Raw genomic sequence first — 11616 nt, forward strand, 5'->3', positions numbered from 1 at the left:
ATTGGAAAGCCCGGTTGGCGATCTGCCACCGGGCTTTTTTCATGCGGGCCGTGCTTGCTTGCGGATCAGCGCGACGCAAGCGGATTCTTCTGTCCGATGTCGACGACCAGCGTGCCGTCCGGCAGCATCCGCACCGAGCCCTGCGCGACCTGGCTGCGATAGTCGTACAGGTCGAACCGCATCGGCCCGGCCTCGGCCGAATTCCGGATCAGCGCGCGCACGTTCAGTTCGAGGACGTTGAACATCTTCATGTCGCCGCCTTCCATCCACATGTAGCTCGGCGCGTCGATCTGCGGCCGCTTCGGCACGGGCGCGCCCGCCGCGCGCCGGAACGTGAGACGCAGTCCATCGCGCTCGACGGTGGCCTGGGCGAGCTTGCCGTTCAGCACGGGCGGCGGGAACACGGTGTACTGGTCGAGCACGAGCGTGTCGCCGCGCAGTTCCGCGCCGCGTCGCCGCAACGGCGTCAGCGATGCGAGCTCGATGCCGAGCGAGCGCAGCAGCGTGGCCTGCGGGATGCCGAGCACCGACACCTGCGACGGCGTGAAGGCGAGATGCCGGTCGTCGAGCACCGTCAGCGAGCCCTTCATGTCGGTCGGCAGCCAGACACCCGGTACGTGATTCCACAGCTTGATGCCGCCCTGGACGCGCAGGTCCTGGCCGTCCGCGCTCAGTTGGAGGTCGTTCAGCGAGCGCGGCGAATAGTCGAGCAGGTAGTCGTTGAACAGCGCCGACATCGCCTTCCACGACTCGACGACCGTGCCGCCGAGAATGCGGATGTCGTACTGGTTCGGGTCGTCGAGATCGACGGGTTCGCCCGGGCGCTTCGACACGAGTTCCACGTCGAGATCGTCGACATGAAAGCCGATGTCACCGGACAGGTTGAAATCGACGTTGCGCAGATGGATCGTCGGGTTGCGGTTCGACACGTACCGTTCGTTGAACGGCGTCGACGACGTGCGTCGCATCGCGACCTTCTGCATGCCGGGCCGCATCGCGTCCGCCGCGAGCGCGGACGCTTCCCAGTGCTGGCGCACGTCGCGTAGCGCATTCTGCTGCGCGGCGAGAAAGCTGTCGTTCAGGCGCGCGGCCGCGTTGCCGAGCGCCGCGCCGCTGCCCGGGCCCGTATACGAAGGCATCCGGATCGTCATCGCGCCGCTTTCGTCGAAGTTGAAGTAGCCGGCCGATACCTGGTCGCGATAGTGATACAGGTCGAACACGAACGTCTGGTCGCGCTTCGACGGGTCGACCGGCCCGATCAGGATGTCCGCGTTCATCGGCATCGAGCGCATGAATTTCACGTCGCCGCCGCGGATGACCATCGCCTGCTGCGGCGCGTTCGCGGGCATCGCGAAGCCGGCATGCGTGCCGTCGTCGAGCTTCAGGTCGAGGCCGGCCGGCGTCACGCGCACGGCGGTGATCGTGAGTTTCAGGCGCGGCGGCGGCATCAGCTTGTCGACGGCCATCACGAGATCGTCGCCGGCGAGTTGCGCGATCGGTGTCTGCACCTTCAACAGGTCGGCCATTTTCACGTTGGCCGCGCGCATCACCGGCTGCGCGTCGAGGCCCGACACGCGTACGCCGGTCGGGTGGAACACGAGCTGGCTGCCGTCGCGGACCGCGAGCGTGCCAGTCAGCGAGAACGGTACCCAGCCGTCGCGCCGCATCTCGCCTTGCAGATGGATCACGCCGTCGCCGGCCGACACCGCGAGCTTGCGCAGCGGCGCGTTGCGATAGCCGAAGATGTAGGTATTGAAGAGGGCGGTCAGCTTCGCGTTGTCGAGCGTGACCGTGCCTCCGTGCACGTCGATCTCGAAGCTCGTCGGATCGTCGAATACGATCGGCGCGCCGGCTTGCGTCGGCACGAGCGTGGCCGACAACTGGTGGATGAAGAAGCCGAGATTGTTGACGACGCGGAAATCGACGTCGCGCAGGAACGTCATCGCGCCGTTCTGGCCCGAGTCGCGCAGCGTGAACGGGCGCGGCTGCGTGAGGCTGATCGACGCGAGCGACGGCACGGTGCGCGCGAGCTGCCGTTCGCGCGCAAGGCGCTCGGCCTTGGCGCGTTCGATCTTCGTGGATGCGATGGATGTGTTGCTGTCGCGCTGCGCGGCGGATTCCGCGCAGCCCGCGCAGAGCAGCGCGAGCGCCAGCGCGCCGCAGCCGAACAGGCGGGATGTCGTGTGCGACCGCGGGGCGGCCGTGCGTCGCCGGCCGGAAAACCAGTCGAAAATTGCCAAAGGCGAGCGATGGCCGCGCCGGACCGCATTCCGCATCGTCTGTCTCCATGTCTTGTCTTGATCGACGGCGGCGCGCCAGTGCCCGGCGCGAGCGTCGATGCCGTGCAGTGTGTCATAGCGCGCTAGAGCGGCGTCACCAAACAACCGCCGCCCCGGCGCGCCGCGCCCGCGGGCGGCCAGACAACGGATTCGCGCCGGGGGTACGGCCGGATCAAACGGTCGTTTGGTTTGTGCGGGCCGCCGGTGGCTATCGTTCGAAGCGATCCTGAAAACTCGCGGCCCGCGTTGGGCGGCACGGGTTTCGCCCGATGCAGAGGCGGCGCGGCCCCGGGCATCGACGGATACGATCGGCGACGGCGGCGGGGTAAGATCGGTATCAGTGGCGGGTTCGACATCACAACACGGCAGCCATCACGGGGAAGCGCCATGGACCTGAAGGAAGTCGACGTACTGGGTGCGGGGGTGGGCGATCACTGGTACTACGCGTCGAAGGCGAGCGCGATTCGCCGGTTCCTCGGCGCGTCAGGCACGAACCGGATACTCGACGTCGGGGCGGGCTCCGGTTTTTTCTCGAAGCATCTGCTCGAACGCACGCAGGCGACGGAAGCATGGTGTGTCGATACGAGCTATGCCGACGACAGCGACGGCGAGGCGGCCGGCAAGCCCATTCACTTTCGGCGCTCCGTCGATCGATTCGATGCCGATCTCGTGTTGCTGATGGACGTGCTCGAACATGTGGACGACGACGTCGGACTGCTGACGCAGTATGTGCAGGGCGCGCCTTCGGGCAGCCGGTTCCTGATCACGGTGCCCGCGTTCCAGTTCCTGTGGAGCGGCCACGACGATTTCCTCGAGCACAAGCGCAGGTATACGCTCGGCGGGCTGGAGAACGTGGTCCGGCGTGCAGGGCTCGACGTCGAGCGCGGCGCCTATTATTTCGGCCTCACGTTTCCGCTCGCGGCCGCATTGCGGCTCGGCGAGCGGGCACGTTCGCATCCGCGCGATCCCGCGTCGCAATTGCGTCGTCATCATCCGTTCGTCAACGGCTTGCTCAAGACGATCTGCCGCATCGAGTTGCCGATGTTCCGCTTCAATCGCGTTGCCGGCCTGACGGTCATCTGTGTCGCGCGCAAGCGGTGACGGCGACGGGGGCGGCGCCGTAGATTGCTCGCGTCGACGCCATCGCGCCAAAAAATTTCACGAGAACACGGACAAAATGCATGCGACCCGTTCTAAATCGGGAAACTGTCTGTTATAATTTTTTTCTTTCGGGGCGTAGCGCAGCCTGGTAGCGTACCTGCATGGGGTGCAGGTGGTCGGAGGTTCAAATCCTCTCGCCCCGACCAGACAAGAACCCGCGTCAGCTCAGGCTGACGCGGGTTTTTTCTTGGCCGCCGCTTTTTTGCACATCGCAGCGCGGCCCCGGTAAAATGCAAGGTTGATCCACGGAAAGCGCCGTGATTTAGCGGAAGAGGATTCCCCGAACATGACTGATCTTCGTCTTACCATGCGGTTCGCTGCAGTGCTCGCCACCGGCGCGCTCGTCGCCGGTTGCGGTACGTCGTCGCCCACGAAAGTGGACTACAAGAGCGATTCGAAATCGAAGGAAGCGTCGCTCGCAGTGCCGCCCAACATGCTCGACGAGACGGCCGATCAGCGTTCGCTGCCGCCCCAGGGCGGCGCGACTTCCCTGTCCGCGCTCCAGCAGGTCCAGCAGGCCGCGCCTGCGCTGGACACCGTCGCGCCGGCCGTGGCCGGCATGCATATCCAGCGCGACGGCACGGAAAGCTGGCTCGTGATCGACGGCAAGCAGCCGGCCGCGATCTGGCCGCAGGTTCGCCGTTTCTGGCAGGAGCAGGGCTTCCTGCTCGTGGTCGACCAGCGCGACAAGGGCGTGATGGAAACCGACTGGAACGAAACCCATCCGCAGATCAACGACGGCCTGATCCGCAGCGTGATCTCGAAGGCGATGGGCAATTCGTACGTGACGGCCGAGCGCAACAAGTACCGCACGCGTCTCGATTCGGCGCCGAACGGCGGCACCTATGTGTTCATCAGCCAGAAGGGCATGCGCGAGGCGATCACCGGCGCGAACAACGATTCGAGCAAGTGGGAACCGAAGCCGAACGATCCGGCGCTCGAGACGGAATACCTGAAGCGGTTGATGGCTGTCCTCGCGCAGAACGAGCAGCGCGCGAAGAACGGCGAGGCTCCGATCGCGAACATCAAGGACAACGTGGTACCGAAGGACAAGAAGGCGGATACCGACGCGTCGTCGAAGGCTGCCGCGGCGATTGCGGCGCAGAACGTCTCGCGCACGTCGGCGCAAGGCAACGACGCGGCGGAAGCAGCCGTGCCGTCCGAAGTCACGCTCGGCGAGCCGTACGACCGATCGTGGCTGCACGTCGGTCTCGCGCTCGATCGCGCGAACTTCACGGTCGACGATCGCGATCGCTCGAAGGGCCTGTATTTCGTGCGCTATGTCGATCCGAAGGATTTGAGCTCGGCCGAGCAGGGCTTCTGGAGCCAACTGTTCCACGGCAAGAAGGAGAAGCAGGCGAAGCAGTATCGCGTCAACGTGAAGGCGCTCACGGCCGATCAGACGCGCGTCGCGGTCGTCGACGATGCGGGGGCGATCGACACGTCGTCGGCGGCTCGCCAGATCATGGGGTTGCTCGTGAATCAGCTTCGCTGATTCCGGCGTTTCCCGCACCCTTGAAAAGCCCGCCATTCGGCGGGCTTTTTTCATGGCCGCTCGCCGGCGCGGGCGCGCGTTCGGGTGGTTCGGCCCCGCCTCGTGACGTTACGTAACATCCGTCGCGTTACGACGACGGAACACGTGTCACATTGTCGCCGATATAAAAATTATCCTTATGAATCAATGGGGTGAAGGTGGATTGGGCGCTTGGCACGCAACCTGCTTTATATGTTCGAATCGTTAGAGCAGGGAGGATGGCGTCAGAGTCCGGAATGCGCCGCGAGCGCCTGAACAACGGTATCGACGCCTTTCAAATGCCGTCGCGACGAGCGTCGGTCAACAGATGACGATCCGCGCCAGCGTGCGGATCTCGATGGCCCCGTCGCCTATCCTCGTAGGGCGACGGTTTCGCCCGCGCTTCTCTGAAGCGCGGGCTATTTTTTTTGTGGCGTCGTCATGCCTTATCGGCGTCGCCGGTGCGCGATGCGCGTATTCTCGGACTTTTTGAATGAGGGAGGCGGGAATGGCGGAAATCGCAGTCGTGGCGCTGATCGTGGCGAAGCCGGGCGCCGAGGAAAAACTGCGCGTCGTGCTCGAGGGAATCGTCGAACCAACCCGCAACGAAGCCGGTGCGTTGCAGTATGACCTGCACCGGGATCTGAGGGAGCCCGCGCGATTCGTATTCGTCGAGCGTTGGGAGAGCGAGGAGGCGCTGGCCGCTCATGCGCGTTCCGCGCACATTCTCGCCTATCGCGAAGCGGCCGCGGACTGGATCGAGCGTTCCGAAATCCGCGTGCTGTCGAAACTCGTCTGAGCCGGAGTCGAGCGGAGTGCGGCGACCGGACGTGTCCGGTCGCGGCGGCGCGTCAGTGCGACGCGCTGGGTACGTCGAGGATCAGGATGATGGTCCAGTCGGCGTCGCCGTCGTGGTGATACTGGCGCTCGGCAACGATGAACGGCTGCTGCTTGCCTTGCGGGCCGAGGAACAGCACGTCGCCCTCCATCGGCAGACACTCGATCGGCGGCAGCGCGAGGAACGCGTCGTCCGAGCCGCGGGGCATCAGTTGCTTGATCTTGCGAGTGGCGGCTTCGGTCCACTCGATGTCGAGTTGAATGTTGCTCATGCTGTCCTCCGCACCGGGGTGCGCACGGGTGGAAAATTTCGGTGCGCGACTTTAGCACAGCGCGCGGGCGCCGCAACCAAAAAAGCCGAACCCGGTTGCCCGGATTCGGCTTTTCGCTGGAGCGGTGCCGCCGAACTTACTGGCTGGCAGCGTCTGCAGCCTTCGCCTTCTTGGCGGCCTTCTTCGCTGCTGCCTTGTGATGCGCAGCCTTCTTGCCGTGGTGATGCTCTTCCTGCGCCGCCGGCTGAGCCGCTTCGGCCGCTTGTTGCTGTTGCAGCGCTTGGGCGCGCTGCTCGATCTCGGCGATCTTGGCCGGATCGGTGATGGTCTGGATCTGCGTGCTCTCTTGCGCATACGCTGCGCCAGTCAGCGCCGACATCGCTACCAGGATAGCCAGGGACGTCTTCTTCATTGCTTTACCTCCGCTAAGTGGTGATGAACCCGAGTGTTGCCGTTTTGTCTGGCGACTGCAATCGAGTGCGTGTCGAGTGTAACAAAAGTGACGGATCAATGTGCACCGGATCGTCGCACGATGCAAGGCCCCGTTGAAGTCGCGCAACACTCCGCGCAGTTCGTCACGCGTCGGCCATCGAGGGTGGAGCCGCGATTTTCGCGCCGATTTTCACGACGTCGTCAAAACCAGCCGAGCCAACGATATACGTGGAATTGCGCGATCCCGACCAGTTCGTGCAACGCCTGCTCGGCGTTGGCCACGTTGCGCCAGCGCGGCAGCCAGCCCGTTTGCGCGCGTCGGAGATTCGCATAAACAGGTTGCGGATCGATGCCGAAATGGCGGAAGTCGAGCAGGGCCCGGCGCATCTGGTACGACGACGTGACGAGAATGCGCGCGTCGTCACACTGTGGGCGTAGTATAGACGCAGTGAATTTCGCGTTTTCGTAGGTTGTGCGGCTGTTCGGTTCGAGCACGAGATCGGCCGGCGCCACGCCTTGCGCGACGAGCTGGCGCCCGTAGACGGCCGCCTCGGTGTCGCCGTGATGCTGCGGGTCGCCGCCCGACATCACCACGGTGCAGCGTTCGGCCTGTTGCCGGCACGTGCGGTAGAGCGCCGCAACCTTGCGGATGCGCGCGACGCCATCGGGCGGCGGCTGCAATCCGGTGTCGGTGCGGCGCGTGCCGGCGCCGATCAGGATCAGCGTGGTTCGCCCGTGCATGTCGGGATGTTCGACCGGCGTGACGCCGGCCTCGGTCCAGGCGATCAGCGGCGCCGCAAGCCAGCCCGTCGCCAGCAGCCAGAACAGCGCGACGGCGGCGATCGAAATGGTTCTACGCTGCTTGCGGCAGAGCATGAAACCGATGAAGAGAAGTACAAATGAATCGAACAGAATCAATTTGATTGGGGTATGGTGTCTTTTTATGGAGGACTGACGATCTGGCCCTGACGCGACGCCGGAGAACGTCGGCCTCCAGAATCGGTGGCGGTTGGGGCGGGCGGAGACCCCGCCCGGCGCGCCGCTTCGCATTGTCGCTGCACTTTAAGAAAGAATCGAGATGGCCACGTATTCCAACGAAGCGGTGCTCGACGCATTGAGACGAGTGCAGTACCGCCAGGTACCGTGGGCACGCCGCCCGGGCGTGTTCGAGTATCTCCGTTCGCTCGGGCTGATGGACACGGTCCGGCAGAAGACCGTTGCCCCCGCACCGGGCTTCCATGCACCGGTCGACATTGCCGTACTGACCGACAGCGGTCGAGCCGAATTCTCGCGCCTCGAGCGCGAAGAGAAATTACTTTCCTGGACGGATCGCCGCATGGACGACTACGCGTTGAGCGAAGCGAGCGCCGTGGCGATTCTCGAAAGCCGTCTGTAGCGGTATTCCATCCCGCCCCATGCATCGCCACGCGGGCCCGCGACGCAAAAAAAGCCCGTATCGCGAAGATACGGGCGTACCGGATACTTTTGCTGCTGCCACGCTGTGCTCATGGCAACGATGTTGACCCGCCGCATGCGGCGCAGTTCCCGGATGCGGACATTTTCTTTCGCGAAATCTCGAAATCGGCAGGACGTCTACGGATGGCGTGGCACGCCGGGCGACTGAGAGCCGATCCGCGCCCGCGCGTTGCTGGCGATGTCGCCGCGCAAGTCGCCGCGCGGCACGGTTTGCCGGCTGGACGGGTTGGCGGACGGCGGCTGGCGGAGGGTATTGCGGTGATCCTGCTGGCGATGGGGCGGCTTCACGCGATCGTCGGCATGGGCCGGAGCTGCGAGCGCCACGGAAACGACAATGCCGCATGCAACGAGCAGTGACATTGTTTTCATGGCGGGGCTCCCTTCAAGCCGTCCGTGCGGCCTGTTGATATGTCGCTAAGGTAAGCGTGGGAGTGCAGGCTTGCTGTAAATATTGGTAAATAGATGTTTCGCGGCACGACAACGGTAATCGACTGCAATGCATGCGGCGCAACAAGATCGCGTCGCAGAAAGAAACCGGGCGGCCGAAGCCGCCCGATCGAGCATTCGTTACGCCATCTTGACGGGCGCGCGCCAGGATTCCGGATTGGTCCAGAAGGCGCCGCGCAACCGATCGCGGCTCGGCGGCGCGGGTGGCTTCGCCGCGCTTGCGCCGATGCGTCCACGCAGCGAAATCTGCCGGCCGCTCGTGCCGAGTCGCTTCACGATTTCGGCGAGCGTACCGTCCGCCTGCCATTCGTCGAAGCGGCGGCGGCAGGTCGGCGGGGACGGATAGCGGCCCGGCAGTTTGGACCAGCCTTCGCCCGTCGACAGCACCCACAGCACGGCGTTGACCACCGAACGAGCCTCCACGCGAGGACGGCCGCGCCGCTCACTCCGTGCGGGTTCCGAGCAAAACAGACCCTCGACCAGCGCCCATTCGTTATCTCTCAAATCGTCGAACAGCATCATGTCCTCACCTCAGCGAAGCTAACTCCGGTGCGCTGCCCTGCGCCGCGCACTCTTCAAGCACTCGATCGTCGAGTGCCGGGTGGGGGCGTCCGGTTGGCCGGCAGCGGTGTTTCTGCTCTTCCGTCCGACGAAACCTGCACCCTGTGCGCAAGGTAATGCACGAAGCGTGCCATGTCGGAGGTGAATCCTTCGAGAGCCGCTTGGCAGCGAGCTAACGGCTAAGTCAGCTAGGGGCGTATAAGACGCCAAAATAACCCGTGAGCAAATCGGGACAATCACCAATCTTGTGCAATTCGCCCATGTCACGTGCGTTTGCGAACGTATTGCACCGCAGCGAAACATGGGCGAGGGACGCCGGATTCGTCACCGAAGCCGGTTTCGCGCATTAAAATCGCGCATCGATATCGACGATTGATGAGGTCAGGGGATGAACGTTACGCTGCGCCAGCTTCGCGTGTTCATCGAAGTCGCGCGGCTCAAGAGCTTCAGCCGGGCGGGTGACGAGATCGGGCTCACGCAGTCCGCGGTCAGCCGCTGCGTGCGCGAGCTCGAGGCCGAACTCGGGCTGAAGCTGATCGACCGCACGACGCGGGACGTGCAACTGACCGACGTCGGGGCGAATCTGATCGCGAGCGTGTCGCGCCTGCTCGACGATCTCGACGATACGCTGCGCGAGATCCGCGAGATCGGCGAGCAGCGCCGCGGGCGCGTGATCGTCGCGGCAAGCCCGACGATCGCATGCAGGCTGATGCCGCGCGTGGTGGCGTCGTGCGAGCGGCAGTTCCCGTTCGTGACGCTCGGCCTGCGCGACGACGTACAGAGCGACGTGTTGCGCAAGGTGAAGTCGAGCGAAGTCGATTTCGGCGTCGTGATCGGGCCGCTGACGGTCGCCGATCTCGTCTGCGAACCGTTGATGACCGATTCGTTCTGCCTTGTCGCGCGCGCCGACCATCCGCTCGCGGCGCGGTCCGAGGTGCCGTGGGCGGCGCTGGACGGCGAGCGCCTCGTGCTGCTCGACCATGCGTCGGGCAGCCGGCCGCTGATCGATGCGGCGCTGGCCACGCATCGCGTCAACGCGACGGTCATGCAGGAACTCGGGCATTCGGCGACCGTGTTCGGGCTGGTCGAGGCCGGTGTCGGCGTGAGCGTGCAGCCATGGCTGTCGCTGCCGCTGCCCGCCGGCTCGACGCTCGTCGCGCGGCCGCTCACGCCGCGCACCGAACGCACCGTCGAGCTGGTGCGCCGCCGCGACCGGTCGTTGTCGCCCGCCGCGCAGGCGATCTGGGAGCTCGTGCGGCAGATGCCGGCGCGGGCCGAGGACCTCGATTGATGTGCATCGGCGTGAGCCGGCCCGGCTTGCCGGCCGGTACACTACGTGGATCGTGTTCGTTGGCGGTGGTTCTCGATGACGCATTCCGCAGGTTTTTTCCCGGTGAACGATGAGCCTGCGGCGCGCGCCGCGGTGCACGCGCTGCGCCCGTCGCTGATCCGCGAAGTCGCGAACGCCGGCTTCGGCGTGCCGGACGTGCTGCCGTTCTGGTTCGGCGAATCCGATCGCGTGACGCCGGATTTCATCCGTGACGCCGCAGCGGCGGCGCTGCGCGAGGGCGCGACCTTCTACACGCACAATCTCGGCACGGCGCCGCTGCGCGACGCGATCGCGGCCTATGTCAGCGCGCGTCACGGCGCGACGGCGGCCGGCACGGTCGCCGTGACGAGTTCGGGCGTGAATGCGCTGATGCTGGCTGCGCAGATGCTCGTCGGGCTGGGCGAGCGTGTCGTCGCGGTCACGCCGTTGTGGCCGAATCTCGTCGAGATTCCGAAGATTCTCGGCGCGCGGGTCGACTGCGTGCCGCTCGATTACGGCGACGCGGGCTGGCAGCTCGACGTCGGCCGGTTGCTCGCGGCGCTGACGCCCGATACGCGGATGCTGTTGATCAATTCGCCGAACAACCCGACCGGCTGGACGATGTCGCGCGACGATCAGCAGGCCGTGCTCGCCCATTGCCGTCGTCACGGCATCTGGCTGGTCGCCGACGAGGTGTACGAGCGGCTTGCATTCGGCGAGGGCGGTGCGCCGTCGTTCCTCGATATCGCGTCGCGCGACGAGCGCGTCGTGGTCGTGAATTCCTTCTCGAAGGCATGGGCGATGACGGGCTGGCGGCTCGGATGGCTGGTTGCGCCGACGTCGGTGATGGGCGAGCTGTCGAAGCTCGTCGAATACAACACGTCGTGTGCGCCGGGCTTCGTGCAGGCCGCGGCCGTGGTCGCGTTGCGCGACGGCGAGCCGTTCGTGCGGTCGTTCGTCTCGGCGCTGCGCGACGCGCGCGACCATCTGGTCGCCGCGCTGCGGACGTTGCCGGGCGTCGAGGTGCCGCCGCCGCCGGGCGCGATGTACCTGTTCCTGCGGCTGCCGGGCGCGGCCGATAGCCTGGCGTTCTGCACGACGCTGGTGCGCGAGGCAGGGCTCGGCCTTGCGCCCGGGCGCGCGTTCGGCCCCGAGGGGGAGGGGTTCGTGCGCTGGTGCTATGCGTGCGATCCGGCGCGACTCGACGCGGGCGTGGAGCGGCTGCGCCGGTTCCTGGCACGCGGCGCCGGCGCTCGCTGAAGCGGGGCCGGAGCGGGCATGCGGCCCGGGCGGCGGCCTGTTCCGCTCATCTTTACGCACCGGGCAATT

The 11616-nt window shown here is 65.6% G+C and carries 11 protein-coding genes, 1 tRNA gene and 1 pseudogene; 7 read left to right on the forward strand and 6 right to left on the reverse strand.

The window, feature by feature from the left end:
• Positions 1-65: 65 nt before the first annotated feature.
• The gene (locus QZM15_RS15805; protein ID WP_302106711.1) at positions 66-2276 is read right to left on the reverse strand and encodes a hypothetical protein; all 2211 of its coding nucleotides are present in this window, start codon (positions 2274-2276) and stop codon (positions 66-68) included.
• Positions 2277-2666: 390 nt separating this feature from the next.
• On the opposite strand from QZM15_RS15805, the gene QZM15_RS15810 reads away from it, so the two are divergent.
• The 4 genes from QZM15_RS15810 to QZM15_RS15825 all read left to right on the forward strand — a co-directional run bounded on the left by QZM15_RS15810 (position 2667) and on the right by QZM15_RS15825 (position 5752).
• The gene (locus tag QZM15_RS15810) at positions 2667-3380 is read left to right on the forward strand and encodes a bifunctional 2-polyprenyl-6-hydroxyphenol methylase/3-demethylubiquinol 3-O-methyltransferase UbiG (protein WP_302106712.1); all 714 of its coding nucleotides are present in this window, start codon (positions 2667-2669) and stop codon (positions 3378-3380) included.
• 129 nt (positions 3381-3509) lie between these two features.
• A tRNA-Pro gene (locus QZM15_RS15815) sits at positions 3510-3586 on the forward strand.
• 140 nt (positions 3587-3726) lie between these two features.
• Positions 3727-4935: an outer membrane protein assembly factor BamC gene (bamC, locus tag QZM15_RS15820; protein ID WP_302106713.1), complete on the forward strand. Its 1209-nt coding sequence runs from the start codon at positions 3727-3729 to the stop codon at positions 4933-4935.
• A 526-nt stretch (positions 4936-5461) separates the two neighbouring features.
• Positions 5462-5752 (forward strand): putative quinol monooxygenase, encoded by a 291-nt coding sequence (locus tag QZM15_RS15825; protein ID WP_226232030.1) that lies wholly within the window; start codon positions 5462-5464, stop codon positions 5750-5752.
• 52 nt (positions 5753-5804) lie between these two features.
• On the opposite strand, the gene QZM15_RS15830 is transcribed toward QZM15_RS15825, so the two are convergent.
• From QZM15_RS15830 to QZM15_RS15840, 3 genes are all read right to left on the reverse strand, one after another.
• Positions 5805-6062, reverse strand: a complete 258-nt coding sequence (locus QZM15_RS15830; RefSeq protein ID WP_006486090.1) for a hypothetical protein — start codon at positions 6060-6062, stop codon at positions 5805-5807.
• 136 nt (positions 6063-6198) lie between these two features.
• A complete protein-coding gene (locus tag QZM15_RS15835) occupies positions 6199-6474 on the reverse strand; it encodes a hypothetical protein (RefSeq protein WP_059575785.1) in 276 nt (91 codons plus the stop codon).
• 221 nt (positions 6475-6695) lie between these two features.
• Positions 6696-7412: a YdcF family protein gene (locus QZM15_RS15840; protein ID WP_302106782.1), complete on the reverse strand. Its 717-nt coding sequence runs from the start codon at positions 7410-7412 to the stop codon at positions 6696-6698.
• Between the two features lie 160 nt (positions 7413-7572).
• Here QZM15_RS15840 and QZM15_RS15845 point away from each other — a divergent pair, with 160 nt between their 5' ends.
• Positions 7573-7890 carry a hypothetical protein gene (locus QZM15_RS15845; protein WP_059575782.1) on the forward strand — a complete coding sequence of 106 codons (318 nt, stop codon included), beginning with the start codon at positions 7573-7575 and terminating at the stop codon, positions 7888-7890.
• Positions 7891-8087: 197 nt separating this feature from the next.
• Here the strand turns inward: QZM15_RS15845 and QZM15_RS15850 are convergent, their stop codons facing one another.
• Both QZM15_RS15850 and QZM15_RS15855 read right to left on the reverse strand, forming a co-directional pair.
• Positions 8088-8339, reverse strand: a complete 252-nt coding sequence (locus tag QZM15_RS15850) for a hypothetical protein (protein WP_060965968.1) — start codon at positions 8337-8339, stop codon at positions 8088-8090.
• Between the two features lie 210 nt (positions 8340-8549).
• Positions 8550-8936: pseudogene (locus tag QZM15_RS15855) on the reverse strand (transposase); the annotation flags it as partial.
• Between the two features lie 430 nt (positions 8937-9366).
• On the opposite strand from QZM15_RS15855, the gene QZM15_RS15860 reads away from it, so the two are divergent.
• On the forward strand, positions 9367-10269 hold the full coding sequence (locus QZM15_RS15860) for a LysR family transcriptional regulator (protein WP_060318259.1): 903 nt from the start codon (positions 9367-9369) through the stop codon (positions 10267-10269).
• Positions 10270-10344: 75 nt separating this feature from the next.
• On the forward strand, positions 10345-11547 hold the full coding sequence (locus QZM15_RS15865; protein ID WP_099316349.1) for a pyridoxal phosphate-dependent aminotransferase: 1203 nt from the start codon (positions 10345-10347) through the stop codon (positions 11545-11547).
• Positions 11548-11616: the final 69 nt, after the last annotated feature.

It is taken from the genome of Burkholderia sp. AU44665 (assembly GCF_030504405.1).
GTDB lineage: Bacteria > Pseudomonadota > Gammaproteobacteria > Burkholderiales > Burkholderiaceae > Burkholderia > Burkholderia semiarida.

Coding starts and splice junctions, on each gene's coding strand:
- QZM15_RS15805 (WP_302106711.1), bottom strand. CDS start 2,276: ATGCGGAATGCGGTCCGGCGCGGCCATCGCTCGCCTTTGGCAATTTTC.
- QZM15_RS15810 (WP_302106712.1), top strand. CDS start 2,667: ATGGACCTGAAGGAAGTCGACGTACTGGGTGCGGGGGTGGGCGATCAC.
- bamC (WP_302106713.1), top strand. CDS start 3,727: ATGACTGATCTTCGTCTTACCATGCGGTTCGCTGCAGTGCTCGCCACC.
- QZM15_RS15825 (WP_226232030.1), top strand. CDS start 5,462: ATGGCGGAAATCGCAGTCGTGGCGCTGATCGTGGCGAAGCCGGGCGCC.
- QZM15_RS15830 (WP_006486090.1), bottom strand. CDS start 6,062: ATGAGCAACATTCAACTCGACATCGAGTGGACCGAAGCCGCCACTCGC.
- QZM15_RS15835 (WP_059575785.1), bottom strand. CDS start 6,474: ATGAAGAAGACGTCCCTGGCTATCCTGGTAGCGATGTCGGCGCTGACT.
- QZM15_RS15845 (WP_059575782.1), top strand. CDS start 7,573: ATGGCCACGTATTCCAACGAAGCGGTGCTCGACGCATTGAGACGAGTG.
- QZM15_RS15850 (WP_060965968.1), bottom strand. CDS start 8,339: ATGAAAACAATGTCACTGCTCGTTGCATGCGGCATTGTCGTTTCCGTG.
- QZM15_RS15860 (WP_060318259.1), top strand. CDS start 9,367: ATGAACGTTACGCTGCGCCAGCTTCGCGTGTTCATCGAAGTCGCGCGG.
- QZM15_RS15865 (WP_099316349.1), top strand. CDS start 10,345: ATGACGCATTCCGCAGGTTTTTTCCCGGTGAACGATGAGCCTGCGGCG.